This is a genomic window from Pseudomonas sp. 65/3-MNA-CIBAN-0223 (assembly GCF_040310425.1).
Classification (GTDB): Bacteria; Pseudomonadota; Gammaproteobacteria; order Pseudomonadales; family Pseudomonadaceae; genus Aquipseudomonas; species Aquipseudomonas gregormendelii.
The window spans coordinates 225,954-252,106 of record NZ_JBEOPV010000009.1 but is presented as its reverse complement, the minus strand read 5'-3'; the positions used below and the strand labels follow the sequence as shown (position 1 = coordinate 252,106).

Here is a 26,153-nt window from a genome sequence, read left to right as displayed (position 1 = left end):
TGTAGGAGCGAGCTTGCTCGCGATGATCGTCAACGAAGACGCGTTAATGCTGGTTAATGCGGCGCCTCTGAGTTCATCGCGAGCAAGCTCGCTCCTACAGAGGGCGAGTTCAGTGAGTATCCACCTCGGGCAGCCCGTAGAACGTGCGGGCGCACGCGGTAGTGTGTGCTGCCAGGTCTTCCTCGCTTTCCCCCCGATGCAATGCCACCTCACGCAACACCTCCGTCAGATACGCGGGTTCGTTACGGCCATTCTTCGGTTTGGGCCGCAAGCTGCGGGGCAACAGGTACGGCGCATCGCTCTCCAGCATCAATCGACCGCGTTTGATCTCCTTTACCAGAGGGTGCAGGTGCGTGCCACGGCGTTCGTCGCAGATCCATCCGGTAATGCCGATGTGCAAGTCCAGGTCGAGGTAGCTGAACAAGGCCTTTTTTTCCCCGGTAAAACAATGCACCACGGCAGCCGGCAACTGATCCCGATAGTCGCGCAAGATGTCCAGCAGGCGCTGGCTGGCATCGCGCTCGTGCAGGAACACCGGCAATTGCAGTTCGACCGCCATGGCCAGGTGCTCCTCCAGCACCTTCTCCTGTTGCGGGCGCGGCGAGAAGTCGCGATTGAAGTCCAGCCCGCATTCGCCTACGGCGACCACGTTGGGTTCCTTGAGCAAACTGCGCAGGCGCCGGGCGCTATCGGCGTTCCAGTCGCTGGCGGAATGCGGGTGGATGCCGGCAGTGGCAAACAGTCGCTGATTGCTGTCGTCCAGCTGCTGGCACAGCTCCAAGGCCTGTTCGCTGCCTTCGACACTGGTGCCGGTAAGGACCAGTTGGCACACGCCGGCGGCGTACGCACGGTCGAGTACCGCCTGGTGCTTGTCGGCAAAACTGGGGTTGGTCAGGTTGACGCCGATATCGATGAGTTGCATGGTGCTACCTCGGACCAAAGGCCGGAAAGCATATCAGAGCTGCAGATTTATAAGAAAAGCCAAGAACTACAATCAGTTGTAGCTGTCTCTTGATGCCGCGAGGGAGGTCGTGCTGGTCAGTTGGCCCGCATGAAGCCGTTTTCTCGCGCCTTGTCAGCGCTGTTTCTGACGTTCGATTTCGCTCACTCCTGGAAATCGGCCCAGTTTTCTTTCCGGAGAGTGGATGACCCGTCCCTCGGTGTTGCTGTTGCTGTGTTTATCGTTGCTACTGCCGATGCCGGCGGTTGCGCGTCTGGCCGGCCCGCTGCAAGCCGTACCCGCCGCGAAGGTCCGTGACCTGGCGGAAATCCGCAGCAGCCGGGTGCTGCGCGTGCTGGTTAACCAAAGCCGCAACAGCTCCGGGGAAGTCGAAGGCCAGGCGATCGGCGTCGAATACCACCGCCTGCGCGCCTTTGAGCAATACCTCAATGGTCACGCCCGTGACGGTCAGGAAATCTCCCTCAAGATAATCCCCAAAGGCAAAGATCAACTGATCGGCGCATTGCAGCGCGGGGAGGGTGACCTGGTGGCGCCAGGGGAATTGCTCGACCTGCAGCCCGGCCACGCCATCAGCACCAGTCAACCCATTGCCAGCAATATTCCGTTGGTGTTGGTCGGGATCAAGGGCGAGCGGAGTTACACCCGCCTGGAGCAGTTGTCCGGCAAGACCCTGGCCCTGCCGACGGGCAGCGCTGCCGGGGATGCGCTCAGCCAGATCAATCAGAAACTGGCGCTGCATAAATTGCCGCCGGTGAACGTCGAGTGGGTCGACCCCAGCCTCGCGGTCGAGGATGTGTTGGAAATGGTCCAGGGCGGCATCTTCCACCTGACGATAGTCGAACAACCGATTGCCGAGCGCTGGGGCAAGATTCTGCCCAAGTTGCGCCTCGACCGGAAGGTGCTGATCAGCGAGCCGGGAGAAGAGTTCTGGTTCGTGCGGCGCGATGCTTCAATGCTGCGGGCCAGCATCGACCGCTTTCTACTCACCTACAAGAAACCTTCGGACCAGGATGTGGCCTTCCTGCGCATCTACCGTCGGCTGTATCAAGTGCACTATCCCTTGGCCAAGGCCAATCGTCAGCGCCTGGAAAAGCTGCGCCCGGTGCTGCAGAAGCACGCGGCGGCCCAAGGCATGGACTGGCTGAATCTGGCGGCGCTGGCATTCAAGGAATCCGGGCTGCAACCCAGTGCCCGCAGCGGCGGTGCCCCGACCGGGCTGATGCAGATCACCCCGGCGGCGGCGCAACGGGTAGGCGTCAATAACATTCAGGAACTGGATGCCAATGTTCAGGCCGGGGCCAAGTACCTGGCGATGATTCGCCGCAAATTCTTTGCCAGCCCCAAGCTCAATGAGCGTGAGCGCATGGCGTTTGTGCTGGCCGCTTACAACATTGGGCCGGAGCGGGTCCAGGGCATGCGCGCCGAGGCACGACGTCGAGGCTTGAACCCTAATCAATGGTTTTTCCAGGTGGAGCGCATTGCCATGGAGCAGGTTGGAATGGGGCCGGTCAGCTATGTTAATAGCGTGAACAAGTATTACCTGGCGTTCGATCGGGAGCGAGAATCGCTGGAGCCTCAGGGGCAAAAGGTTGTCACACGGAAATGATCTACTAAACTGATTGTTATGCTGAGATATTTACGCTTTTAACATAAAAATAACCGATTAATATAGCGGCCAACCACACTCAAACCAAGAATGGATGACACAGCATGAGCACACTGATCAACAAGGTCCTGTTTACCCGCGCCGGCTACGGCTTGACTGTCCTGCGGATCTTCGTCGGCATCATCTTTGCCGCCCACGGCGCGCAGAAGCTCTTTGGTGCGTTTGGCGGTTACGGTTTGGCCGGCACTGCGCAGTACATGGAAAGCCTGGGCCTGACGCCTGGCTATGTGATGGCGACGCTGGCTGGAGGCACCGAGTTCTTTGGCGGCCTGGCATTGATCATCGGCCTGTTGGTGCGCCCGGCGGCATTGGGCCTCACGTTTGTGTCGCTGGTTGCCATCTTCAGCGTGCACATCAGCAACGGCCTGTTCATGGCCAACAACGGTTACGAATTTGCCCTGGCCCTGCTCGGTGGCTCCATTGCGGTGTTGATCGAAGGCGCCGGCAAGCTGTCGGCAGACCGCGCCATCGCCGGCTAACCGCTCTGGATCAACCAAAAGGCCCGCATCACGCGGGCCTTTTTTGTTGCTCTCAATTCTTGACACTGCCGTGTCGGCTTCTCTAGGATGCTGCTCATGCGCCGATTTAAACAGCTACTTGCGGGGCGCCAGGTGACTCGATCAGTTACCGACAGAAGCTTGGAAACAGGCTTCGAAATTCCGCTAAAGCGCTGGTTCGGTGTTGCCTCTCACCTGCCATGCAGACCTTTGAGGCAGAGACACGACACGATGAATGCATTAAGCCCCGTTGTACGCCCCGCGCCGATCACGGCACACCTCACCCAGCGCAATCCCAAAATCCTGCTTGGCGGCAAACATAAGCCAACGCTCCTGCGTTATCTCGATGGCTGGCCTCGCCGCACGGGTGGTCCTGCGGCATTCCTTATCCAGTTCGTCGAAGACGGTGAGACCCTGGCGCGTTTCGCCAGCGACAGCTTCGACCTGGCGGTGATTCAGTCACCGACTGTTGAAGGGGCCGGCGAAATGATCAGCCAATTGATCCGCGTGGCCCGCCAGGGCCTGATTACACGACGCTGAATGTTACCGTTTTGTCGATTGACGGCGCGTGCCAGCGGCTGGCACTGGCGTCGGTATTCGCGCGAATCAATCAGACGAGCGTCTTAAGGGCCAACTCAAAAGCGTCACAGCCTTTGCTGGCAAAGCTCTGGTAGTTACCGAACAGACGGATCAGGTAGATCGAGCCGACGTTCAGATAGCCCAGGCGGTAAATGGACTTCAACGAATCGAAGTTGCTCGACTCCACATAAGAGACCAGGCCTTTGTAACCCTTCTCCAGGTAATGCTTGAGAGCAAGGTTCATGCCTATGGCGTGCAGGCGCTGACCGCGATACTCGTGATGGGTGAAGCCTTTGTACATGTAGACGTAAGAGGGGCTGAAGTGCAGGAACAGTTCTGGCGGATCGATGTGCGTCGGTTTGCGTGAATACCAGCCATAAGAGGCTAATACCGCGCCATCGAAGATGCCGAAGCATTGATCGCCCTTGGCCAGGGATTCTTCGATAAAGCTCTCGGGCATCTCATTGACTGGATCGCGCGCGTAGTGGCGCATCATCTGTTCACTCAGGAACATCGGCTTGAAGTGCGATGGGTAGTCGAGGAACGCGGGGTCGACTTTCTGCAGCGTGACCCCGCGCAGTATCTTGAACAGCATGAAGGCGTTGACCGTCTTCAAAAAAAGCTGATGACTCGCGCTGGATAACCCAATCTTTCGAATCTTCGTTTGGCTTTTCTCAAGCAGCTGCTGCACGATCATGCCGTCCTCCCGATGGATCTTGTGGATGAAAGGGAATTTGCGTGAATTCAAGGTGCCAATTTATTGGCCTATGTAACAAGATGTTAGCAAGGTATTTTGCTTTTGCCCGGGAAAGCGTCATAAAACTAGCGATACCCGACAGACGTTCCGTAGAGTCAGTTGAGTACTTGCAGCTAACTACCTGAGTTGTCAGACGTTCATTTCCCGCAAGCCTGGGTAGAAAAGGAAAATTTTTTTTCAGTGCCATCCATTCGTGACTCGCCCCAAGGAGGCCCTCGACTTGAGTACCAACATCATCACAAAAGAAGGGCATGACGCCCTGAAACAGGAGCTCGATTACCTTTGGCGGGAGAAGCGTCCGGACACGACTCGCAAGGTCACCTGGGCCGCCTCCCTGGGGGACCGCAGTGAGAATGCCGATTACCAGTACAACAAGAAGCTGCTGCGCGAAATTGATCGCAGGGTGCGCTACCTGCGCAAACGGCTGGAGGATGTGCGGGTGGTCGAGTACTCGCCGGAGCAGGAGGGAAGGGTGTTTTTCGGCGCCTGGGTCGAGATTGAAAACGAGGCCGGGGACATCAAGAAATTTCGCGTGGTTGGGTATGACGAAATCTACGGGCGCAACGATTACATCTCGATCGATTCACCGATGGCGCGCGCGTTGCTGAAAAAGGAAGTGGGTGACGAGGCGGTGGTGCAGACCCCGGGGGGCGAAACGTTGTGGTGGATCAACGCCATCTCCTACGGGCAAACGCCAAACGATCGCCCAGGGTAGGGCGACCGCTCAGGCGTCGATCAACCCTCGCGCAGCACGGTCAGCGGGCTGGCATTCAGGGCCCGACGGGTACCGAATACGCCCGCGCCGCCAATAAGCACGGCACCGATCAATGGCAATACCAGCAGCCATGGATGCGGCTGCCACGGCAGGTCAAATGCATAGCGGTATAGCACCAGGCTGACCAGTTCCGAGCCCAGTGCCGCGAGCAGGCCACTCACTGCCCCCAGCAGACCGAACTCGATCCGCCGGGCCTTGACCAACAGCTTCCGTTCCGCGCCCAGCGCACGTAGCAGGGCGCCCTGGCGAATGCGTTCATCCAGTGTTGCCTGCAATCCGGAAAACAGCACCGCCATGCCAGCCGCCAGGACGAACAGCAGGACGTACTCCACCGCCAGGGTGACCTGGGCGAGGATGCTGCGCAGCTGTTCCAGCAGGGCTTCGACTTGCAGGATGGTCACTGCCGGAAAGCTTCGGGACAGGTCGACGATCTGCTGGTCATGCCCAGCGGCCAGGTAGAAGCTGGTCAGGTAGGTGGCCGGCAGGTCCTTAAGGGTGCCGGGCTGGAAGATCATGAAGAAGTTGGGCTGGAAGTTGTCCCAGTTGATGTCACGCAAGCTGGTGACTTTCGCTTCGCGATTGACGCCGCCAACGGTGAAAACCATGTGATCGCCCAGCTTGAGCTTCAGGCTTTCGGCAACCTTGCCCTCCACCGATACCCCGGGAATCTCGTCGGGCGTCTGTTCGGTCCACCAGTTGCCGGCGGTGAGCTTGTTACCCGCTGGCAGGTCGGCCGCCCAGGTCAGGCTCAGGTCGCGCTGGATGGCCCGATCTCCGGCTGAGTCCTTGCTGACGATTTGCTGCACCGGTTCGCCATTGATACTGATCAGCCTTCCGGGCACCACCGGATACAAGGGTGCTGCCTGTGCCGAGAGTTCGATCAGGCGGTCGGTGAATGCCTGCTTGTCTGCCGGCAAAATATTCAGTGCAAAATAGTTTGGAGCATTTTTCGGCAGCTGGTTCTGCCAGGTATCGAGTAATTCGCCGCGCAGCAGGGCGATCAACGCCATGGACAGCAGGATCAGGCCGAACGCCAGGGACTGCCCCGCAGCTGCCAGGGGGTGGCGCAGCAACTGGCCCAGCCCCAGGCGCCAGGGCAGGGAAGCGCGTGCCAGCATGCGCCGCAGGCTTTTGAGCAGCAGCAACAGCAAGCCGCCCAGGACCAGCGCGGCAATGACGCCGCCGCCGAGCAGGGCGAAGGTCAGCACCAGGTCCAGGCTCAGGCGCCACATGATCAGCCCCAGTGCCCCCAAGGCCGCGCCATAAACCATCCAGGTGCTGGACGGTATGGGCAGCATGTCTCGACGCAACACGCGCAGCGGCGGCACCCGACCCAACGCCGCCAGGGGCGGCAGGGCAAAGCCGGCCAACGCCACCAGCCCGGTGCCGATCCCGGCCATGGCCGGGAACAGGCCGCCAGGCGGGACATCGGTAGGCAGCAGGTCATGCAGTAACGCAAACAACCCGAGCTGCGCCAGCCAACCGATCACCGCGCCGCTGATACTCGCCAGCAAGCCCAGCACAGCCAGCTGCACGCTGAACAACAGCAGGGTTTCCCGGCGTGACAGGCCCAGGCAGCGCAGCAGTGCGCTGGCATCGAAGCGGCGAGTGGCGAAGCGCGTGGCCGACAGGGCCACCGCTACTCCGGACAACAGCACCGCGACCAGGCTGGCCATGTTCAGGTAGCGCTCGGCCTTGCCCAGCGCACCACCGATTTGCCGATTGCCATCGCGGGCATCCTGCAGCCGCTGATTCGGCGCCAGGCCGGGCTTGATCGCTTGTCGATAGCTTTCCAGTGCCTCGGCCTTGCCGCGCCACAGTTCCCGGTAGCTGACCCTGCTGCCGGGCTGGACCACGCCAGTGGCCGCCAGGTCGCTGAGGTTGATCATGACCCGTGGCGTCAGGCTGTAGAAATTCCCCGCTCGATCGGGTTCATAGGTCAGTACCCTGGCGAGTTTGAGCGTTTTCATGCCGACGTCGATGCTGTCGCCGATCTTCAGGTCCAGGGCTGTCAGCAGTCGCGCTTCAACCCAGGCTTCGCCGGGTTTCGGACCTCCACCGGGCTCTTCCGGGGCGAAGGGCGCAGGCGCGCTTTTCAGTTCGCCGCGTAATGGGTAGGCGTTATCTGCCGCCTTGATGCTCGACAGCTGGATCCCGTTGTCGGTGGCGATCACGCTGGAGAACTCGACCACCTGGGCGTGTTCGAGTCCCAGCTCGACGCCGCTGGTGATCTGTTCCGGTCGCGCTGGCGAGCTGCCTTCGAGCAGCAGGTCGGCGCCGAGGAACTCGGTGGCCCGCAGCAACATGGCGCCGTTCAGGCGGGCGCCGAAATAACCAATGGCCGTACTCGCCGCCACGGCGACCAGCAAGGCGAAGAACAACACCCGCAGCTCACCGGCGCGGGCGTCGCGCAGCAGTTGGCGCAGGGCAAGGCTGAACAGGCGCAATAGCGGCAGGCGTGCCATCAAGGCTCCAGAGGGGCGACCAGCAGGCCGGCTTCAAGGCGGATCAGGCGCCGGCACCGGTGTGCCAGGCGTTCGTCGTGAGTCACCAGCACCAGCGTGGTGCCGCGCTCTTTGTTGAGTTCGAACAGCAGGTCGCTGATGCGCTCGCCCGTGTGGCTGTCGAGGTTGCCCGTGGGCTCGTCGGCAAACAGTACGTCGGGCTCGGCTGCGAACGCGCGGGCAATTGCCACGCGTTGCTGTTCGCCACCAGAGAGCTGGCGCGGTGAATGGGTCAGGCGCTGGCCCAGGCCTACCCGCTGCAATAACTGCGTGGCCCGTTCTCGGGCGTCCTTGCGACCGTCCAGCTCCAGCGGCAGCATGACGTTTTCCAGGGCGTTGAGACTGTCGAGCAGCTGGAACGACTGGAACACGAAACCGACGTGCTCGGCCCGGATGCGCGCCCGCTGGTCTTCGTCAAGATTACTCAGGGCCTGGCCGGCCAGTGTGACTTCACCGCTGCTGGGCAGGTCGAGGCCGGCGAGCAAACCGAGGAGGGTGGATTTGCCTGATCCGGAGGCGCCGACGATAGCCAGGCTATCGCCCTTGTTCAGTTCCAGGCTGAGTTCGTGCAGGATAGTCAGTTCACCTTCCGCGCTGGGTACCACTTTGCTGAGGTTCTTCGCGGTGAGAATGCTTGCGCCCATGGAGAATCCGATGCGAGTGTGGTTTTTGAGTGCTGGCCTGGCCTTGATGTGCATGGCCCAGAACGCAGCGGCGGGTACAGTCCTGATCGTTGGCGATAGTATCAGCGCGGGTTTCGGCCTGGATACCCGCTTAGGCTGGGTGTCTTTGCTTGAGCAGCGGCTCAAGCGCGAAGGTTTCGACGATAAGGTGGTCAACGCGTCCATCAGTGGCGACACCAGTGCCGGAGGCCAGGCGCGCCTGCCGGCGCTGCTTGCAGAGCATAAGCCGGAGTTGGTGATCCTCGAGCTGGGTGGCAATGATGGCTTGCGCGGGATGCTCCCAACTCAATTGCAACAAAATCTTGCGTCGATGATCGACAGCTCGCGCGCCAGCGGAGCAAAAGTGTTGCTGCTGGGCATGCAATTGCCGCCCAATTATGGTGCTCGCTATACCAAGGCTTTTGCCGAGGTCTACAGCACCGTGGCCGACGAGAAAAAAATCCCGCTGGTACCCTTTTTTCTGGAGGGGGTGGGTGGGCATCCGGACCTGATGCAAAGCGACGGCCTGCACCCGGCTGCAGGGGCTCAGGGCAAGTTGCTGGAAAATGTCTGGCCAACACTGAAACCGCTGCTTTGACGCTTTTCTACTGGCTGCGTTTCGGCTAAGGTGGCGCCCCCGATTTGGAGCCCCCGATGCCGCGTCCCGCCTGGTCACTTTTCGCCTATCAACTGATCGAGCCTGACGAGCAGCTGGATCTGTTCGCCTGCCAGGAAGTGCGTGTGCATCTGGTGACCCGACAGCTTGAACTGGGCGGCTCGGCAGACCGGACCCTCTGCGGCAGCCTCCTGCCGGCGCAGCCACGTTGGTCGAGTGTGGATCGTCGGGTGTTTCAGGACCAGCGCTTGTGTTCGTTGTGTCGTGCGATTCTGGAATCGCAGAAACGCGGGACTTCGCCGATCTGGCCAGAACTGCGGTTTGAATTGTAGGAGCTCCCGCAGCTACCCAGCTCCACCGGACCCCAGGGACCCCATCACCTCAGGCCGAATTCGTTAGCAGGGGTTTCGAAATAAACCGAACCCCCCACCCACCAAGCCCCCCAGCCAATGCGCGCTCTATCGGTGCGTCTCCCCGAATAGCGAAGCGCCAGTGTACAATCGGGTTTTTATACCTTGTCGATCATGCGAAGGATTTTCCGGATGTTGCCGCGCTTTCCCGCCGTCACCCGCTGCCTGACTCTTGCCGCGCTCTGTGCCGCAGGCCCCGTGGCAGCCTTGGAGTTGCCTCTTCCGCCACCCGGTGAAGACATCATTGGCCAGGTGCAAGTGATCAAGGCCAAGTACGAAGATACCTTCGCCGACCTTGGCACCACCTACGACCTGGGCTATTCGGAAATGGTCGCCGCCAACCCGGGCGTCGACGCCTGGCTGCCTGGCGTGGGCACCGAAATCATTCTGCCAACGCGCTTCATCCTGCCCCCAGGGCCGCGTGAAGGCATCGTGATCAACCTCGCCGAGTACCGCCTTTATTACTACCCCAAAGGCCGGGACGTGGTGTACACCTTCCCGCTGGGCATTGGCCGTGAAGGCTGGGGCTCGCCGATTGCGCATACCACCATCACCGCCAAGACACACAATCCGACCTGGACGCCGCCTGCGTCGATCAAGGCCGAACACCTTGCCGATGGCGATCCTCTGCCCAACGTCGTACCGGCCGGTCCGGACAACCCATTGGGGCCGTTCAAGTTCAACCTGGGTACCCCGGGCTACCTGATCCATGGCTCGAACAAGAAATTCGGCATCGGCATGCGCACCAGCCATGGCTGTTTCCGCATGTTCAACAATAACGTCCTGGAAATGGCGAGCATGGTCCCGGTGGGTACCTCGGTGCGTATCATCAACGACCCGTACAAGTTCGGCGTGAGTGGCGGCAAGGTCTACCTCGAGGCGCACACGCCGCTTGACGACAACGGCAACCCGTCGGTAGTCGACAAGCACACGGCGGTGATCAACGCGATGCTCAAGCGTGAGGACATCACCAACAACCTGCGCATGAACTGGGATGTGGTGCGTGATGTGGTCGCAGCCGAAGATGGCTTGCCAGTGGAGATCGCCGTACCCAATGGTGCGGCGCCGATGGTGACCAGCTCACCTATCGACCTGCAGCAATAGGCCTGTGCAAAAGCCCGTCGACGTGAATCGCGTCGACGGGTTTTTTATTGTCCGCAGGAAAATCCGGGCAATAAAAAAGCCGACCCAAAAATGGGTCGGCTTGATAACAATCCCGAGGGATTATTACTTGCGGCTAGCTTTGTCGAGCATGCGCAGAGCGCGCTCGTTAGCTTCGTCAGCAGTCTGTTGTGCTTTTTGAGCAGCAGCCAGAGCTTCATCAGCTTTACGGTAAGCTTCGTCTGCACGAGCCTGGGAGCGAGCTGCTGCGTCTTCGGTAGCAGTCAGACGTGCTTCGGTTTCTTTCGATGCGCTGCTGCAACCGGTAGCCAGAACTGCGGCCAGGGCCAGAGCAGAGAATTTCAGAACGTTGTTCATCGTGTTCCCCTTCAAGGACTTTCTATTAAGTAGCTGTCTCCTCAGAGTGAGGAAATAGCCGGCGTACATACTACCCATTACTTGTAGTAAGTAAACTGACGTGTAGCAAGAAGCAAAAAAAATTGTAGGCGTTGATTCTTTTTCGAGCAACTTTTAACTGCTTTGTATAAAAAATATCCAGCTGCGAGCCCCGATCTGAGCGAGCCCCCCCGGAAAAAGTTCCCGATCTGCAGCGCTGTTTTTGCGGTCTAGGGTAAAGTCTGTCTAAATGATTTCGTCTACACTTTTGTTCGGGAATTGTGCAGTGCTTCGCTTATCTTTCTGCTAGTTGAGGTGACTTTAACAACGGGCGCTCGTCTTAAGTCTCAACATCCGGCAATGTTCAGGTAATCGGCTGCGGGAAATCCCCGGTCTTGAAGTCCCTGCGTCTCCTCTGGAGCAGCACCCGCCAATCTGCGTAATGACGAGCGTACCTTGAGCATTTTTGCCAATGGTGCCTACTATTTGTACGTGCCCGGTTGCGCGAGATTGGTGCAGCTCTTCTCGGTGTCCTTTCAGGCACGGGGTGGCGTAGATGTTCCTTCGCCGGAAAAACATCGGTAAGGTAGGGGTCAAAATTCAAGACCCGCGAGGAGTAGTGATGAGCGAGGCGTTGTCCATCCACCATGACCAGGCTGGTCATCAGTTCGAGACCAATGTGGACGGTCATCGTGCCTACCTGACCTATATGGACCTGGGTAAACAGACCCTGGATATTTATCGTACCTTCGTACCCAACGCGTTGCGTGGTCGCGGTATTGCCGCCGCGTTGACCGAGCAGGCGCTGCAGTACGCCGAGGAAATGGGCTACACGGTCATTCCATCGTGCTCCTATGTGGAGCGCTACATGGAACGTCACCAGCGCCATGCCGCCAAGCTGAGCCAGTAAACGCAACGCAAAAAAACGCCGGGCTGCCCCGGCGTTTTTTTTGCGTTGCGTTTACTGACCCGCTTGGCCGTGCTCAGTCGCGAGCGCGTTTTGGCAGTACGTCCTTGAGCTTGGCATGCATGCTGCGCAAGGTCGTCTCGGTGGCAGACCAGTCGATGCAGGCGTCGGTGATCGACACGCCGTATTGCAGGTCGGCCAGATCCTTCGGAATGGCCTGGCAGCCCCAGTTCAGGTGACTCTCGACCATCAGGCCGATGATCGACTGGTTGCCTTCGAGGATCTGGTTGGCCACGTTCTCCATCACCAGCGGTTGCAGGGCCGGGTCCTTGTTGGAGTTGGCGTGGCTGCAGTCGACCATGATGTTCGGCTTGATCTTCGCCTTGTTCAGTGCCTGCTCGCAGAGCGCGACGCTAACCGAATCGTAGTTCGGTTTGCCGTTGCCGCCGCGCAGTACCACGTGACCGTAGGCATTGCCCTTGGTGGTGACGATCGACACGCCACCTTCCTGATTGATGCCCAGGAAACGGTGCGGGCTGGAAACCGACTGCAGGGCGTTGATCGCAACGGTCAGGCCGCCGTCGGTGCCGTTCTTGAAGCCGACAGCCGAGGACAGGCCGGAAGCCATTTCACGGTGAGTCTGGGATTCGGTGGTGCGCGCGCCAATGGCCGACCAGCTGATCAGGTCCTGCAGATACTGCGGGGAGATCGGGTCAAGGGCTTCGGTGGCGGTGGGCAGGCCCATCTCGGCCAAGTCCAGCAGCAATTGACGACCGATATGCAGACCGTCCTGAATCTTGAAGGAGTCATCCAGGTACGGATCGTTGATCAGGCCCTTCCAGCCAACGGTGGTACGTGGCTTCTCGAAATACACTCGCATGACCAGATACAGAGTATCGGACACTTCGGTGGCCAGCACCTTGAGGCGCTCGGCGTATTCGTGGGCGGCCTTGATATCGTGGATCGAGCAAGGCCCGATAACGACGAACAGGCGGTGATCGGTGCCATCAAGAATGTTGCGAATGACTTCGCGACCCTTGGTGACGGTGCGCAAGGCAGCGTCGCTCAGGGGAATATCACGCTTGAGCTGGTCAGGAGTGATCAGCGTCTCGTTGGAGGCGACGTTTAGGTCGTTGATCGGTAAATCAGCCATCGTTTACTCGTCAGGTCACGGGTGCCGGCCGCCAGCGAACCCGCGCGGCGGAGCACAGCAAATTAAGCGCGTCGGGGAGCGGAACCTTAGCGCGTTACACCGTGGCTCGACAATGGGCAGAAGTGGGTTTAATCCAGCACAGGCTGCGCAAAAGCCTTGCTTACCGTGTCGTGGGAGAACTCATCGGCATGCTGCTGCACCCATTCAAGCGCCAGTGCCTGGTTGTCCTGGCGCTCGCTGTGCGGTTCATGCAGGCGGCAATATTGTTCGATCTGGCAAATCTGCTCGCCCATTCTCGCGCTGAACAGCATCTGTTCGTCGACAAAGGCTATGCCTACCAGATACCCGCGCTTGCGGCGCAGGCACCAGGCTACATAGCCCAGGTAGCGCAGGTCCGGGTTGAGGGTCGGCATGCGCACTTCAAGCGCCGTGCCGTGGCGCCAGGCGCGGTGATAATTGCAAGCCATGCCGCCGAGGCTGATAGTGTGCAGCCGTTGTCGCGATATGCATTCATGTTTGAGCAACGTTAATTCAACGGGCACATCGTCAGGGTGAGGAAGAAAACGTCCCATGAACACAGACTCCATGTGTCGGTCATCTGACAGCGTTTCCCCCAGTATAGTGGTCGAATTGGAACTGACCGATTTCGATGCCGACCAACGGCTGCTGGCGCTGAGCGGTGTTTCGCTGGTGATTTTCACCAGCGTCGGCTGCGCCAGTTGCCGTTATGCCAGGGCTCGCTTGCCCGGGCAGGCGCTGGAGGTCGACCGGCTGTGCTGGATTGATGCCGGCAGCAACGGTGGCGTGGTCGAGCGTTACCAGGTCTTTCACTTGCCAGCACTGTTTGTCGTGCGTGACGGTGAATTCTTCGGGGTACTGAATTCGCGCCTTGAGACTACTGAACTCAATGAGGCGCTGACTAAGGCGCTGACACGAACAGCAGAGGAGTTGCCATGACGGGGGCAGCAGCGAGGCCGACAATCGGCATTATAGGCACCGGGGCGATCGGTGGATTTTACGGGGCGATGTTGGCGCATGCCGGCTTCGATGTGCATTTCCTGGTGCGCAGCGAGTTCCACGCCGTGGCCGAACGTGGCCTGCAAGTGCACAGTGCGCAGCATGGGACATTGAACGTTTTCCCGGTGCAAGCCTATTCCTCGGTCGACGACATGCCGCCCTGTGACTGGTTGCTGGTGGGGACGAAAACCACCAGTAACGCCGAGCTGGCATCCACCATCGTTCGAGCTGGCGCGGCTGACGCCAAGGTGCTGCTGTTGCAAAATGGCCTGGGCGTCGAAGACAGCCTGCGCGAATCGCTGCCTGATTCGCTGCACGTGCTCGGAGGTCTCTGTTACATCTGTGTCCATCGCGAGGCGCCCGGGGTTATTACTCATCAGGCCCTTGGCGCAGTGCATGTCGGTTATCACAGCGGTCCTGCCGCCGACCTGCCGGCGCGCCAGGCAATAGCCGAAGAAGGCGCCGGACTGTTCCACTTCGCCGGCATCGACTCCCAGGCCATGGCAAATCTGCATCAGGCACGCTGGCAGAAACTGGTCTGGAATATCCCCTACAACGGACTCTCGGTGCTGTTGCGCGCGAGCACTGTGCCGTTGATGGCCGATACCAATAGCCGGGAACTGATCAAGGCGTTGATGGCCGAAGTGGTGCAGGGCGCCACCGCCTGTGGTTATCAGGTGCCCGCCGGGTACGCCGAGCATCTGTTCATGATGACCGAAAAGATGCCCGATTATTGGCCGAGCATGTATCACGATCATCTGCACGGGCGGCCACTGGAGCTGGAGGCGATCTACGCCCGGCCCCTGGCAGCCGCGAAAGCCGCGGGATGCGAAATGCCGCGAATCGAAGCCCTGTTCCGCAGTTTGGCTTTCATCGATCGACGTCCTGCCTGAGTCGGTCATTCAGTGAGGGAAGGTATGGCAAAGACTATCGATGACAAGCTGGTGCTGGCGATTTCCTCGCGAGCGCTGTTCGACCTGAGCGAAAGCCACAAGGTGTACCTGTCCAGTGGCGTTGAGGCCTACCGCCAATATCAGATCGAGCACGAGGACGAAATCCTCGAACCGGGCGATGCATTTCCCTTGGTGCAGAAACTGCTCAACCTCAACAACAGCCTGGGCCGTGCCCGGGTCGAGGTCATCCTGGTGTCACGCAACAGTGCCGACACCGGGCTGCGGGTGTTCAACTCCATCCACCACTACGGCCTGGCGATCTCGCGCGCAGCATTTGTCGGCGGGCGCAGTCCGTACCCCTACCTCAAGGCCTTCGGCTGTGACCTGTTCCTGTCGACCCATGCCGAAGACGTTCGCAGTGCCCTGGACGCCGGTTTCGCTGCGGCGACCATCCTGTCCGGTGGTGCCAGCCGGGCGGCCAGCGAAGAATTGCGGATTGCCTTCGACGGTGACGCGGTGCTGTTTTCCGATGAATCCGAGCGGGTTTACCAGGCCGGTGGCCTGGAAGCCTTTCAGGCCAGCGAGCGGGAGTCGGCCAGGGAACCGTTGCGGGGTGGACCGTTCAAGGGCTTCCTCGCGGCACTCAATTTGTTGCAGCGTGAATTTCCAGACGACGCCTGTCCGATCCGCACCGCCCTGGTGACGGCACGTTCGGCGCCGGCCCATGAACGGGTGATCCGCACATTGCGCGAATGGGATATCCGTCTCGATGAGTCGCTGTTCCTTGGCGGCCTGACCAAGTCGGCTTTTCTCGAAGCGTTTGCTGCCGATGTATTTTTCGACGATCAGGCCGGGCACTGCGAGTTGGCCCGTGAAGTGGTTGCGACCGGCCATGTGCCCCATGGCATAAGCAACGAGCAAAAGGTTTAAGCACGCCGTTCAATGCGTTACACCGGCCGCCGTACTCGCCAAGGCACTGCTAAGCTCAACCCATCTCCGCCATGTTGGCCCACGAGGAGGTCATATGATTCGTTCGATGCTGTATGCCACTGACCTCGGCCTTTACGCACCGTTGGTGATGCAGCATGCCCTGGCGCTGGCCCGGACATTTGATGCGCAATTGTATGTGGTGCATGCGGTGGAGCCGATGGGGCTGTTCGCCGAGTCGGTACTGCAGAGCTACCTTGATGAGCAGGCGTTGAACGATTTCCACAGCCAGGGCCTGAATACGGTGATTGCCAACATCGAGCAGCGGGTGCTCGACAGCTTTCGCGAGGAGCTGGGTGAGGAGGGGGACCAGGACCTGGCGCGCATCCAGGCGGTGCGGGTGATCCAGGGAGATCCCTCACAGGTGATTCTTGACCAGGCGCAGAAACTCTCTGTGGATTTGCTGATCGTAGGTAGTCACAGCCACGGGGCCGGCGCGGAAACACCCTTGGGCCGCACCGCTGCGCGGGTGTTGCAACTGGCGAGGGTGCCGGTTTACCTGGTACCGCTGGTTGAGCGTCGGCGCCTGGGAGATCGCTAGAACACGAATCGTGGCGAACTGATAAAAAGTTCTAGATTTATTCTTCAAACCATTAATATAGTTATATACCGTCGCTGATGCCCGTGGCGTCTACCTGCTTTGAGGGATTCATATGAAGCTTCAACAATTGCGCTACATCTGGGAAGTGGCGCACCACGACCTCAACGTTTCAGCTACAGCCCAAAGCCTTTACACCTCGCAACCGGGCATCAGTAAGCAGATTCGACTGCTGGAGGACGAATTGGGCGTCGAGGTCTTCGCCCGCAGCGGCAAGCACCTGACCCGCGTCACCCCGGCAGGCGAGCGCATCATCACCACCGCCGGCGAGATCCTGCGCAAGGTCGAAAGCATCAAGCAGATCGCCCAGGAATTCTCCAACGAGAAAAAGGGCACCCTGTCGATCGCCACCACCCACACCCAGGCGCGCTACGCACTGCCGCCGGTGATCAGCAACTTCATCAAGCAATACCCCGATGTGGCCCTGCACATGCACCAGGGTTCGCCGATGCAGATCGCCGAAATGGCCGCCGACGGCACAGTGGATTTTGCCATTGCCACGGAAGCGCTGGAGCTTTTCGGCGACCTGGTAATGATGCCATGCTACCGCTGGAATCGCTGCGTTGTAGTGCCCCAGGGCCATCCGTTGACCAAGCTGTCGAAGCTGACCCTCGAAGCGCTGGCCGAATACCCGATCGTAACTTATGTGTTCGGTTTCACCGGTCGCTCCAAGCTCGACGAGGCCTTCAGTCACCGTGGCCTGACACCCAAAGTGGTGTTCACCGCCGCCGATGCTGACGTGATCAAGACCTACGTGCGGCTTGGCCTGGGCGTGGGCATCGTGGCGAAGATGGCCGTTGACGCCAAGCTCGACAGTGACCTGGTGATGCTCGATGCCAGCGATTTGTTCGAGTCCAGCATTACCAAGATCGGCTTCCGTCGCGGTACTTTCCTGCGCGGTTTCATGTGCGACTTCATCGAGAAATTCGCGCCGCACCTGACGCGCGAAGTCATGGCCAAGGCCATCCAGTGCCATAACAAGCAGGAGCTCGAAGAGCTGTTCGACGGAGTCGAATTGCCGGTGCATTGATCCCGGTCTAGATCACCTCGGTAACAGCAAACTGTTGCCGGGTTCCCGCCACCAGAATGTCTACCTCGTCCCCTTCGAACTTGCCCAGCAGGCTTTTGCCCAGGGGCGAGCGGGGGGTGATGACGGTGATGATCTGCCCCACCATATCGATCTTCAACCCCGCCGCGTCGGGTGCGAGGAACAGCCATTGTTCGCGACCCTTTTCGTCTTCCAGCCCCAGCAGCGCACCGACTTCGATGCCGCGTTGCTCGTCGTAGGGGCGCAGGGCCAGGTTCTGGCAAAGGGTCAGTGACTGCCTGATCTCCTCCACGCGCCTGGCCTGGCCGGCTGCCAGGTAGGACGCTTCCAGGCCCAGGGTGTCGTACTTGTTCTCGGCGATGTTCTCTTCGTGAGTCGCGGTCTCATAGGCGGTCTGCGCCGCGCGCTCGGCGATGTCGAGATCAATGCGCAGCTTGTCGAGTATGAGTTGGTGGACGGTCTTCTTGTGCATGGCTGGCTTCATCAATCGCAAAATTGCTGGACGTTGGCGCGACTCTTTTCACTCGGTGCGTTCTGGTCCTGTTGCAGCCAGAACTGGCACTTCGGATTGGCCAGGTTGCGGCTGCTGCCCCGGGCCTGATCCAGTCGCTGCTGCTGCTCGTTCTTGCGCAGGTTTTCTTCGTATTGTTCGAACAATGGACTCTGCGGCGCAATGTCAGGTCGTGGTTGCACCTGCGCCGGAACGGGCGGCCTGGCCAGTTGCTCCACCGCCGTGGCCACGGGCGCCAACTGCTCGCTGAACAACAGGCGTGAGGCGAGCCAGCAAGTCAGGGCGATCGCCATGAATCCAAGCCACAGGCCCAGGGCGATGCTGGCACTCAGTTGCAGCACATGGAATCGTACGGCAAGTGGGCGGCGCGGGTTGGGGCGGTAGGGCATGGCGGCCTCCTGGCGGGTGGTTGCAAGCGAAGGGCGATTGTCGCATGAAGATTAATCGCCGTCGGCTCTTCTGCGCGGGGTAATTTATGCGGACAATCGCTACCTTTGCCAACGGGAGCCTGTAATGCCTCAAACGAACCCCCGCTGGGATATTTTCTGTACCGTGGTCGACAATTTTGGCGACATCGGGGTGACCTGGCGGCTGGCCCGGCAACTGGTGGCCGAGCACTCGGTGCAAGTGCGCCTGTGGGTCGACGACCTGCGCGCCTTCGAGCGGCTGTGCCCGGAGATCGACATTCAGCTGGCGCAGCAATGGCAGCAGGGCGTCGAGGTGCGGCAATGGCCGGCGGAATGGCTGCCGGTTGATGCCGCTGATGTGGTCATCGCCGCATTTGCCTGCCAATTGCCGGCGCCCTATATGGACGCCATGGCCGCGCGGGCACAACCACCGCTGTGGCTGAACCTGGATTACCTGAGTGCCGAAGACTGGGTGGTGGGTTGTCACGGCTTGCCGTCGGTCAAATACCGACACGTGCAGAAGTACTTTTTCTTCCCCGGTTTCCGCCAGGACACGGGCGGCTTGCTGCGCGAGCGTGGCTTGCTCGAGCGACGGCGCAAGTTCCAGCAGGATGCTTCAGCGCAGCGCCAATTCCTCCAGGGCCTGGGCGTCGATCGCGCCCCTGGCAGCCAGTTGATTTCGCTGTTCGCCTATGAGAATGCCGGGTTGGCCAGCTGGCTTGATTGCCTGGCGAGCGATTCCACGCCTTCGCACATGCTGGTGCCGGAAGGGCGGATCCTCGGCGACGTCGAGCGCTGGCTTGGGGTCGAGGGGCTCGCGGCGGGGGACGTGCACGTTCGCGACGGTTTGACCGTGCAGGTGCTGCCATTCGTCCGACAGGATCAATACGACCTGTTGCTGTGGAGCTGCGATTTTAATGCGGTGCGCGGCGAGGACTCGTTCGTGCGTGCCCAATGGGCCGGGTGCCCGCTGCTGTGGCACATCTATCGGCAGGACGAAGATATTCACCTGGACAAGCTCGAAGCCTTCCTCACGCTGTACACCAAGGGCCTGACGCGGCCGGCCAGCGAGGCGATCAGCGGTCTATGGCGAGCCTGGAATGCCGGTGTAACAATGAGCGATCACTGGCTGGCCACCCGTAAACACTCGCCAGAACTGCAGCAACACGCCGAGGCGTGGTGTCTGGAACAGGCCTTGCAAGATGATCTTGCCGCGGCGCTGGTACAGTTTTATGTAAATTGGATATGATACGCGGCCTAGATTTTTGTAAATCCCATCCAAATTCGGATATTCGCAATGAAAACTGGTAAAGAACTGAAACCCGGTACCGTGATCCGTCTCGAAAACGATCCTTGGCTGGTTCAGAAAGCTGAATTCACCAAATCCGGTCGTAACAGCGCGATCATGAAGACCAAGCTGAAAAACCTGCTGACCGGTTACAAGACCGAGATCGTTTACAGCGCCGACGACAAACTGGACGACGTAATCCTCGACCGCAAAGAAGCGACCCTGTCCTTCATCAGCGGCGACACCTACACGTTCATGGACACCACCGACTACACCATGTACGAGCTGAACGCTGAAGACATCGAAGCCGTTCTGCCTTTCGTTGAAGAAGGCATGACCGATGTTTGCGAAGCGATCTTCTTCGAAGAGCGTCTGGTTTCCGTAGAGCTGCCGACCACTATCGTGCGCGTAGTTGACTACACCGAAGGTTCGGCTCGTGGCGACACTTCCGGCAAGGTGATGAAGCCTGCCAAGCTGAGCAACGGTACCGAGCTGCAAGTGGCTGACTTCATCGAAATCGGTGACCGCATCGAGATCGACACCCGCGAAGGCGGTTCCTACAAAGGCCGTGCTAAATAAGCACAGCTTCAGGAATGAAAAAGCCCGACCATTGAGTCGGGCTTTTTTGTGCCTGCAAAATCACAGGATCGCAGCCTCGTTTCACTCGACAGCTCCTATAAGGGAATCACGTTCTTCCTGGTTCTTCCTGTAGGCGCTGTCGAGTGGAACGAGGCTGCGATCTTTTGCTGTTAAACCGTGACGTGCAAGCGCACTTCAACGTTGCCGCGGGTGGCGTTCGAGTAAGGGCACACCTGGTGAGCCGCCTCTACCAGCGATTGCGCGTCGGCTTGTTCAAGACCCGGCAGGCTGATGTGCAGGTCGATGTCCAGGCCAAAACCGCCGGGGATCTGGCCGATGCCGACATGGGCAGTGATCGAGGCATCGTTGGGGATGCTGCGCTTGGTCTGGCTGGCAACGAATTTCAGTGCGCCGATGAAGCAGGCGGAGTAGCCGGCCGCGAACAGCTGCTCGGGGTTGGTTGCTGCGCCACCCGCACCGCCCAGCTCTTTAGGCGTGGCGAGCTTGACGTCGAGGACGTTGTCGCTGGAAATCGCACGACCATCACGGCCGCCAGTGGAAGTTGCGATTGCGGTGTAGAGCGTTTGCATGATTTAGGCCTCGCCAGATCAGATATGTTTCGCGCTAAATGTTTGCGCGCCAAGTAAGTGCGAGATGAATGTATCGCGCTAATAGTTTGCGCGCAAGATAAATTTTCAAGCGCCTGATAGCGCAGTATCCGTCGACATCAATGTTGGATGTTATACCGCTATCGCGGGCAAGCTTTGCTCCCGCAATGGGCTTCACCTTCAGAGGCGTTCGCTCTCACCTTCAGAGGCTGTCCTGCAGATGACTACGCAGCGCTTGCAACTCGGCCTGCAGCTTCTGCAACTGCTGCAAGGTCTGGCCACTCGCCCCCAGGATGCACTGTGGAATATCGCGGGCCTTGTCCCGCAATGCACGGCCTGGCCCGGTCAACTCGACAATCACTACCCGCTCATCCTCACGGCTGCGGGTACGACTGAGCAAGCCCTCGACTTCGAGGCGCTTGAGCAGCGGCGTCAATGACCCGGGATCGGTCAACAGACGGGCGCTGATTTCACTTACGGTCAAGCCGTCGCGCTCCCACAACACCAGCATCGCCAGGTACTGCGGATAGGTGAGGCCCAACGCCTGCAGGAGCGGTTTGTAGACTTTGGTCATCATCAGTGACGTGGAGTGCAGGGCGAAACACACCTGATTGTCCAGCAGCAGGTGGTCACAGTTATCCGGAGTGTTGCGCTTGTCGGTCATTTCAAAGCCTTGATCAGTCATCGTCATCAATCTAGTGGGCGAATCTTTAATGCGCCAGATAATTCGCGGTCAGTGCCGACCCAGGGTGTTTTGCAGCACCAGGTCCCAGGGCGGGATCGGGCTGAAACGGGTCTTAAGGTACTCAAGCAGCAGGCGACTGCGTGGGTTGGGTTGCTGCTGCAGGCGCAACGCGTAGATCCCGGTGCTTTCCGGCGGCGGCAGTCCGTTGTCACAAAACAACGGTTGCAGTTCGCCGCGCAGCAGGTATTCGCTGGCAAGCCAGGTGGGTAGATGGGCAATGCCCAGCCCGGCCAACGCACCGCACACCAGTGCTTCGGCATTGTTGGCGCTCATGCGGATGCGCGCCGGGCGGTGCAGTTGCATCTGTCCGTGCTGTTCAAAGCGCCAGGCGAAGGGCGGCGCCAGGCCGTCCCAGTCCAGGCCATCATGCTCGATCAACTGCGCCGGTTCCGCCGGCACGCCACGGAGCTTCAGGTAGGCTGGGCTCGCGCACGCAATTCGAACCATCCGCGCCAGAGGTGTGGCGACCAGGCGGGTGTCGGCCATTTGTCCGGCGCGCAGCACGAGGTCGACCTTGCCCAGGTTAAGGCCCTGCATGTCGACGAAACTGTCGATCAGGTGCAGTTGCACATCGAGGCCAGGGTAGAGCATCAGGAAGTCGGCAATCACTGGCGCCAGGTGTCGTCGCCCGAACGCGGCAGGCGCGTCGATACGAATCAGGCCTTCCGGTGCACTGCTCAGGGAAACCGCCTCGGCTCGGGCCAGGCGCAGTTCGGCGACGATCCGCCGCGCGCGCTCGGCAAACGCCAGGCCTGCCGGTGTCGCCCGCACCGCGTGGGTGCTGCGGATGAACAGCTGGCTGCCCACGGCGTTTTCCAGGCTGTCGATACGCCGGGCGACAGCGGAGGGTGTCAGCGGATAACGACGCGAAGCGGCAGAAAAACTGCCGGTTTCCAGTACGTCGAGGAACAGCGCAAGCTGCTCGGTTAACTGATTGGGGTTCATGGCGATGAGCTTGTGCGAAGTTGGCACAGCCATTGTGCGTTGCTATGCGTTCCACTGCCAATCCCGAATGCGTAGCATGGGCCCATGATTTGGATAGGAATGTAACTGTGATTGAGTTCTTGGTTTATCTGGTGTTCGGCGCAGCCTTGGGCACCCTGGGCGGATTATTTGGCATTGGCGGCGGATTGATCGCTATCCCATTGCTGGGTGTTTTTTTCGGGCTCGACCAGCAAATAGCCCAAGGCACGGCGCTGGTCATGGTGGTGCCGAACGTAATGCTCGCCTTGTGGCGTTATCACCAGCGCAATCGCATCGAATTGCGCCACGCGTTGCCGCTGGCCGTGATGGGCTTCAGTTTTGCCTGGATCGGCTCGATCTGGGCGGTGGGCATTGATGCGCAATCCATGCGCGCCGGATTCGTTGCATTTCTGGTGGCCTTGTCTGCGTACAACCTTGTGCGAATGTTCACCACCAACCCGCCGGCAACGGCGCAAATGCGCTATTCATGGCCATGGCTGGGCGTGCTCGGCGCCGCGTCCGGGACCATGGGGGGTCTATTCGGCGTTGGCGGGGCAGTGGTGGCAACACCGGTGTTGACCAGCCTGTTCGGCACCACTCAGGTCGTTGCCCAAGGGTTGTCCCTGGCCCTGGCGCTGCCCAGCACCGGCGTGACACTGGTGACCTACGCCGTGCACCATCAAGTCGACTGGATGATCGGCGTGCCATTGGCCATCGGCGGCCTTCTGAGCATCAGCTGGGGCGTTAAAATCGCCCACGCGATGCCGGAGCGCCTGCTGCGCGGGCTGTTTTGCGGCTTTCTGGTGATGTGCGCGGTGATGCTCGCCTTTAAAGTTTGAAACCATCGACGATGTGTTCCGCCAGGCACTCAGTGATAGGCGAGGGGTTGTGCAAGTTGCGCACCAGCATGATGCTGGCCTCGGGCAACACCGGCAGACCCTCGGCCTCACCCAGGATGCGCATGTCGGGGGTGATCAGGCTTTCCAGCTGCGCAGTCACTGCAAGGCCGGCGCTGACCACCGCCATGATCGCCGACAGGCTGGAACTGTTATACGCCACCCGATAATCACGCCCCATGGCATCCAGTGCATTGCACGCCCACAGGCGGCAGAAACAATCGCTGTTGAACATCGCCAGCGGCAAAGGCGTCTGCTCGTGGGCGCTGAAACATTGCGCTTCGGCCCAGACAAATCGTTCTTTGCGCAGCAGTTGGCCGATCTCGTTGCCGGGTTCGCGGGTGACGATGGACAGGTCAAGGTCCTGGCGCAGCAGCAATTGTTTTGATGACTCGCAATGCACCTCAATCTGGATCAGCGGATAGGACTGCGCAAAACGCCGCAGAATCCCGGGTAGAAAACGCATCACGTAGTCGTCCGGCGTACCGATCCGGACCATGCCGACCATATGCGGCTCGCGCAGGGTATTGAATACTTCGCTGTGCAGCTTGAGGATGCGCCTGGCATAACCAAGCAGTACCTGGCCCTCGGCTGTCAGCCGCACCTGGCGCCCGTCACGTTGAAACAACTGGCGCTGCAGCACGTCCTCTTCAAGCCGCTTCATCTGCATGCTGACCGCAGACTGGGTGCGGTTGACCAGTTCGCCTGCGCGAGTGAAGCCACCTTGGTCAGCGATGGCGACGAAGGTGCGCAGCACTTCAGTGTCGATACTGGGGTAGGCAGACATACATCAATCTCCGAGATGTATTGCATAAGAAACATTCGTTGGATTGATCTTAGCCCCGGCGCGACACTTGAGCCATCCCAAACGGAGGGCAACAAGATGAAAGGTCAACAGGATGTCAGCGCAGTAGAAAAACACTCCATTCACTTCGCCTCGGATCTGCTGCACAAGCTGACCCGCTGGTATGAACTGCACCGCGAACGGGAAATGTTGGCGGGCATGAGCGATGAGGCCTTGAAGGACATCGGCCTGAGTCGCGCGGACGTGGCGCAGGAAGCGGAGCGTCACTTCTGGCAAGACCCATTGGGCGGCGGCAAATAAGGCTGGAAACACCGATGGCACATGCCTGGTCACAACCCCATCACGCGTGGCGCAAGCCCGGGTCATGGGGTTTTTCATGGGCGGCAGCAGGCGGTCGTATTCGTTCGCTGGAGCCGGGCGGGCACCTGCTGAAAAGGCGATGAGGTCACGCCATTGGCGTTTCATGCGTGGGCCGCTAAGGTGGACACAGACCTCTGCATGAGCCTTTGAATGTCTACCTCCTCGTATTTTTCCTTGCTGCAGGCCAGGCGCCTGGCGTTGAGCTCCCAGGGGTTCGGTGGGCGCCAGCCGCCAGCGCTGGTCAAATCAATCCAGGTCAATCGTTTGATCGAACGTCTGGGTATCCTGCAGATCGATTCGGTCAATGCACTGGTGCGCTCGCACTACCTTCCCCTGTTTTCGCGCCTGGGCTGTTATTCATCCGCCTTGCTTGATCAGGCGGCCTGGAGTCAGGGGCGGCAGCGCACGCTGTTTGAATACTGGGGGCATGAAGCGTCCCTGCTGCCCTTGTCGATGTTCCCCTTGATGCGCTGGCGGATGGCGCGGGCAGGCCGGGGCGAAGATATTTATCAGCAACTGGCGCGTTTCGGTCGTGAGCACCAGGACATCATCCGCCGCGTCCTTGGCTCGGTTCAGGAACTCGGGGCGTTGGGCGCAGGCAGCCTGTCGACTCGCCAGGAAAGAGCCGGGCCATGGTGGGACTGGAGCGCGGAAAAACACGCGCTGGAATGGTTGTTTGCCGCCGGTGAAGTGACTGTTGCCGGACGACGTGGATTCGAGCGGTTGTATGACTTGCCGGAGCGGGTGCTTCCCGCGGTCATCCTCCAGCAGCCGATGCTCTCGGAAGATGAGGCCCAGCGTGGCCTGTTGCTGCATGCGGCCAATGCCTTGGGCATCGCGACGGAAAAGGACCTGCGTGACTACTTTCGCCTGAATCCGGGCGATGCGCGTTCGCGCCTGGCGGAACTGCTGGAGGCGGGCGCATTGCTGTCCTGTGAGGTCCAGGGTTGGCGGCAACCGGCCTTTTGCCTGCCCGAGCCGAAAGTGCCACGCAAGGTCGAGGCCAGCGCCTTGCTGTCGCCCTTCGATTCACTGATCTGGGAGCGCGGCCGTACCGAGCGGTTGTTTGATTTTCGCTATCGGCTGGAGATTTATACGCCCCGGGATAAACGGGTCTATGGCTATTACGTGCTGCCGTTTTTGCACAACGAACGAATATCGGCGCGGGTAGATTTGCGCGCGGAGCGCGCGCACGGCCGCTTGGCGGTGCATGCCGTGCACGAGGAAGAGCCGGGGCTGGACGATGAGGGGATGCTGGCGTTGGCGGTGAATTTGCGGCGGATGGCCGATTGGCTGGGGCTGGCGCAGGTGCAGTTGAATTGCCAGCGGGTGAGTGCGGCCAGATTAAGAGTGGCATTGGCTGGGATTGAGGGTGCCTGAGCTGGCCTCATCGCGAGCAGGCTCGCTCCCACAGTTGACCGCGTTTGGCAGAACAACGCCGTCAAAATGTGGAAGCTAGCCCGC

General features: G+C 60.0%; 31 protein-coding genes. 18 read left to right on the top strand and 13 right to left on the bottom strand.

All coding sequences use genetic code 11. The features are described from left to right. Positions 1–109: 109 nt before the first annotated feature. On the bottom strand, positions 110–922 hold the full coding sequence (locus AAEZ09_RS13770) for a TatD family hydrolase (protein ID WP_045060193.1): 813 nt from the start codon (positions 920–922) through the stop codon (positions 110–112). A gap of 223 nt (positions 923–1,145) precedes the next feature. Between AAEZ09_RS13770 and AAEZ09_RS13765 the strand changes: the two genes are divergently transcribed. The 3 genes from AAEZ09_RS13765 to AAEZ09_RS13755 all read left to right on the top strand — a co-directional run bounded on the left by AAEZ09_RS13765 (position 1,146) and on the right by AAEZ09_RS13755 (position 3,664). Next, a complete protein-coding gene (locus tag AAEZ09_RS13765) occupies positions 1,146–2,567 on the top strand; it encodes an MltF family protein (protein ID WP_205892941.1) in 1,422 nt (473 codons plus the stop codon). A gap of 104 nt (positions 2,568–2,671) precedes the next feature. Further along, complete coding sequence (locus AAEZ09_RS13760; RefSeq protein ID WP_045060195.1) at positions 2,672–3,106, top strand: DoxX family protein; 435 nt, start codon at positions 2,672–2,674, stop codon at positions 3,104–3,106. Positions 3,107–3,355: 249 nt separating this feature from the next. Further along, the gene (locus tag AAEZ09_RS13755; RefSeq protein WP_350599761.1) at positions 3,356–3,664 is read left to right on the top strand and encodes a class I SAM-dependent methyltransferase; all 309 of its coding nucleotides are present in this window, start codon (positions 3,356–3,358) and stop codon (positions 3,662–3,664) included. 70 nt (positions 3,665–3,734) lie between these two features. Here the strand turns inward: AAEZ09_RS13755 and AAEZ09_RS13750 are convergent, their stop codons facing one another. Further along, positions 3,735–4,298 (bottom strand): GNAT family N-acetyltransferase, encoded by a 564-nt coding sequence (locus AAEZ09_RS13750; RefSeq protein WP_205892942.1) that lies wholly within the window; start codon positions 4,296–4,298, stop codon positions 3,735–3,737. Between the two features lie 382 nt (positions 4,299–4,680). Between AAEZ09_RS13750 and greB the strand changes: the two genes are divergently transcribed. Next, the gene (greB, locus tag AAEZ09_RS13745; protein ID WP_045060197.1) at positions 4,681–5,175 is read left to right on the top strand and encodes a transcription elongation factor GreB; all 495 of its coding nucleotides are present in this window, start codon (positions 4,681–4,683) and stop codon (positions 5,173–5,175) included. Positions 5,176–5,195: 20 nt separating this feature from the next. Here greB and AAEZ09_RS13740 read toward each other — a convergent pair whose 3' ends face one another. Next, on the bottom strand, positions 5,196–7,700 hold the full coding sequence (locus AAEZ09_RS13740) for an ABC transporter permease (RefSeq protein WP_350599759.1): 2,505 nt from the start codon (positions 7,698–7,700) through the stop codon (positions 5,196–5,198). Beyond that, positions 7,700–8,383, bottom strand: a complete 684-nt coding sequence (locus tag AAEZ09_RS13735; protein WP_028619977.1) for an ABC transporter ATP-binding protein — start codon at positions 8,381–8,383, stop codon at positions 7,700–7,702. Before AAEZ09_RS13735 ends, AAEZ09_RS13740 begins: the two co-directional genes overlap by 1 nt. A 10-nt stretch (positions 8,384–8,393) precedes the next feature. Here AAEZ09_RS13735 and AAEZ09_RS13730 point away from each other — a divergent pair, with 10 nt between their 5' ends. The 3 genes from AAEZ09_RS13730 to AAEZ09_RS13720 all read left to right on the top strand — a co-directional run bounded on the left by AAEZ09_RS13730 (position 8,394) and on the right by AAEZ09_RS13720 (position 10,531). After that, positions 8,394–8,999: an arylesterase gene (locus AAEZ09_RS13730; RefSeq protein WP_045060199.1), complete on the top strand. Its 606-nt coding sequence runs from the start codon at positions 8,394–8,396 to the stop codon at positions 8,997–8,999. Positions 9,000–9,055: 56 nt separating this feature from the next. Beyond that, on the top strand, positions 9,056–9,349 hold the full coding sequence (locus tag AAEZ09_RS13725) for a hypothetical protein (RefSeq protein WP_003226812.1): 294 nt from the start codon (positions 9,056–9,058) through the stop codon (positions 9,347–9,349). 210 nt (positions 9,350–9,559) lie between these two features. Further along, a complete protein-coding gene (locus AAEZ09_RS13720) occupies positions 9,560–10,531 on the top strand; it encodes a L,D-transpeptidase family protein (RefSeq protein ID WP_045060200.1) in 972 nt (323 codons plus the stop codon). Positions 10,532–10,654: 123 nt separating this feature from the next. On the opposite strand, the gene oprI is transcribed toward AAEZ09_RS13720, so the two are convergent. Beyond that, complete coding sequence (gene oprI / locus AAEZ09_RS13715) at positions 10,655–10,906, bottom strand: outer membrane lipoprotei OprI (RefSeq protein WP_003199355.1); 252 nt, start codon at positions 10,904–10,906, stop codon at positions 10,655–10,657. Positions 10,907–11,546: 640 nt separating this feature from the next. On the opposite strand from oprI, the gene AAEZ09_RS13710 reads away from it, so the two are divergent. Further along, on the top strand, positions 11,547–11,834 hold the full coding sequence (locus AAEZ09_RS13710) for a GNAT family N-acetyltransferase (protein WP_020800382.1): 288 nt from the start codon (positions 11,547–11,549) through the stop codon (positions 11,832–11,834). 73 nt (positions 11,835–11,907) lie between these two features. Here the strand turns inward: AAEZ09_RS13710 and AAEZ09_RS13705 are convergent, their stop codons facing one another. Both AAEZ09_RS13705 and AAEZ09_RS13700 read right to left on the bottom strand, forming a co-directional pair. Next, positions 11,908–12,984, bottom strand: a complete 1,077-nt coding sequence (locus tag AAEZ09_RS13705) for a 3-deoxy-7-phosphoheptulonate synthase (RefSeq protein WP_350599758.1) — start codon at positions 12,982–12,984, stop codon at positions 11,908–11,910. 128 nt (positions 12,985–13,112) lie between these two features. Beyond that, the gene (locus AAEZ09_RS13700) at positions 13,113–13,556 is read right to left on the bottom strand and encodes a PilZ domain-containing protein (RefSeq protein ID WP_350599757.1); all 444 of its coding nucleotides are present in this window, start codon (positions 13,554–13,556) and stop codon (positions 13,113–13,115) included. On the opposite strand from AAEZ09_RS13700, the gene AAEZ09_RS13695 reads away from it, so the two are divergent. The 5 genes from AAEZ09_RS13695 (at position 13,555) to cysB (ending at position 17,509) form a co-directional block, all read left to right on the top strand. Further along, positions 13,555–13,941, top strand: coding sequence for a YbbN family protein (locus tag AAEZ09_RS13695; RefSeq protein ID WP_350599756.1), 387 nt, complete (start codon positions 13,555–13,557; stop codon positions 13,939–13,941). The genes AAEZ09_RS13700 and AAEZ09_RS13695 overlap by 2 nt on opposite strands. Then, on the top strand, positions 13,938–14,894 hold the full coding sequence (locus tag AAEZ09_RS13690; RefSeq protein WP_045060204.1) for a putative 2-dehydropantoate 2-reductase: 957 nt from the start codon (positions 13,938–13,940) through the stop codon (positions 14,892–14,894). Before AAEZ09_RS13695 ends, AAEZ09_RS13690 begins: the two co-directional genes overlap by 4 nt. A gap of 24 nt (positions 14,895–14,918) precedes the next feature. Next, positions 14,919–15,824 carry a 5'-nucleotidase gene (locus tag AAEZ09_RS13685; protein ID WP_045060205.1) on the top strand — a complete coding sequence of 302 codons (906 nt, stop codon included), beginning with the start codon at positions 14,919–14,921 and terminating at the stop codon, positions 15,822–15,824. Between the two features lie 94 nt (positions 15,825–15,918). Next, the gene (locus AAEZ09_RS13680) at positions 15,919–16,422 is read left to right on the top strand and encodes a universal stress protein (protein WP_045060206.1); all 504 of its coding nucleotides are present in this window, start codon (positions 15,919–15,921) and stop codon (positions 16,420–16,422) included. A 112-nt stretch (positions 16,423–16,534) separates the two neighbouring features. Next, positions 16,535–17,509, top strand: coding sequence for an HTH-type transcriptional regulator CysB (gene cysB / locus AAEZ09_RS13675; protein WP_008148549.1), 975 nt, complete (start codon positions 16,535–16,537; stop codon positions 17,507–17,509). A gap of 7 nt (positions 17,510–17,516) precedes the next feature. Here cysB and AAEZ09_RS13670 read toward each other — a convergent pair whose 3' ends face one another. Both AAEZ09_RS13670 and AAEZ09_RS13665 read right to left on the bottom strand, forming a co-directional pair. Then, entirely contained in the window at positions 17,517–17,999 is a 483-nt protein-coding gene (locus AAEZ09_RS13670) for a GreA/GreB family elongation factor (protein ID WP_045060238.1), read from the bottom strand. A gap of 11 nt (positions 18,000–18,010) precedes the next feature. After that, positions 18,011–18,427, bottom strand: coding sequence for a hypothetical protein (locus AAEZ09_RS13665; protein ID WP_045060207.1), 417 nt, complete (start codon positions 18,425–18,427; stop codon positions 18,011–18,013). A gap of 124 nt (positions 18,428–18,551) precedes the next feature. Between AAEZ09_RS13665 and earP the strand changes: the two genes are divergently transcribed. Together earP and AAEZ09_RS13655 are read left to right on the top strand one after the other, a co-directional pair. Then, entirely contained in the window at positions 18,552–19,694 is a 1,143-nt protein-coding gene (gene earP / locus AAEZ09_RS13660; protein WP_350599754.1) for an elongation factor P maturation arginine rhamnosyltransferase EarP, read from the top strand. Positions 19,695–19,742: 48 nt separating this feature from the next. Further along, positions 19,743–20,312 (top strand): elongation factor P, encoded by a 570-nt coding sequence (locus tag AAEZ09_RS13655; RefSeq protein WP_032626910.1) that lies wholly within the window; start codon positions 19,743–19,745, stop codon positions 20,310–20,312. A gap of 170 nt (positions 20,313–20,482) precedes the next feature. Here the strand turns inward: AAEZ09_RS13655 and AAEZ09_RS13650 are convergent, their stop codons facing one another. The 3 genes from AAEZ09_RS13650 to AAEZ09_RS13640 all read right to left on the bottom strand — a co-directional run bounded on the left by AAEZ09_RS13650 (position 20,483) and on the right by AAEZ09_RS13640 (position 22,610). Next, entirely contained in the window at positions 20,483–20,902 is a 420-nt protein-coding gene (locus AAEZ09_RS13650; RefSeq protein WP_350599752.1) for an organic hydroperoxide resistance protein, read from the bottom strand. A gap of 220 nt (positions 20,903–21,122) precedes the next feature. After that, entirely contained in the window at positions 21,123–21,584 is a 462-nt protein-coding gene (locus tag AAEZ09_RS13645; protein WP_045060239.1) for a MarR family winged helix-turn-helix transcriptional regulator, read from the bottom strand. 69 nt (positions 21,585–21,653) lie between these two features. Then, a complete protein-coding gene (locus tag AAEZ09_RS13640) occupies positions 21,654–22,610 on the bottom strand; it encodes a LysR family transcriptional regulator (RefSeq protein WP_045060240.1) in 957 nt (318 codons plus the stop codon). A gap of 107 nt (positions 22,611–22,717) precedes the next feature. Here AAEZ09_RS13640 and AAEZ09_RS13635 point away from each other — a divergent pair, with 107 nt between their 5' ends. Then, positions 22,718–23,467 carry a sulfite exporter TauE/SafE family protein gene (locus tag AAEZ09_RS13635; protein ID WP_045060210.1) on the top strand — a complete coding sequence of 250 codons (750 nt, stop codon included), beginning with the start codon at positions 22,718–22,720 and terminating at the stop codon, positions 23,465–23,467. Here AAEZ09_RS13635 and AAEZ09_RS13630 read toward each other — a convergent pair. Then, entirely contained in the window at positions 23,457–24,311 is an 855-nt protein-coding gene (locus tag AAEZ09_RS13630) for a LysR substrate-binding domain-containing protein (RefSeq protein ID WP_045060211.1), read from the bottom strand. The genes AAEZ09_RS13635 and AAEZ09_RS13630 overlap by 11 nt on opposite strands. A 96-nt stretch (positions 24,312–24,407) precedes the next feature. Here AAEZ09_RS13630 and AAEZ09_RS13625 point away from each other — a divergent pair, with 96 nt between their 5' ends. After that, positions 24,408–24,629 carry a DUF1127 domain-containing protein gene (locus AAEZ09_RS13625; RefSeq protein WP_350599751.1) on the top strand — a complete coding sequence of 74 codons (222 nt, stop codon included), beginning with the start codon at positions 24,408–24,410 and terminating at the stop codon, positions 24,627–24,629. Positions 24,630–24,839: 210 nt separating this feature from the next. Continuing rightward, entirely contained in the window at positions 24,840–26,069 is a 1,230-nt protein-coding gene (locus tag AAEZ09_RS13620; protein WP_350599749.1) for a winged helix-turn-helix domain-containing protein, read from the top strand. Positions 26,070–26,153: the final 84 nt, after the last annotated feature.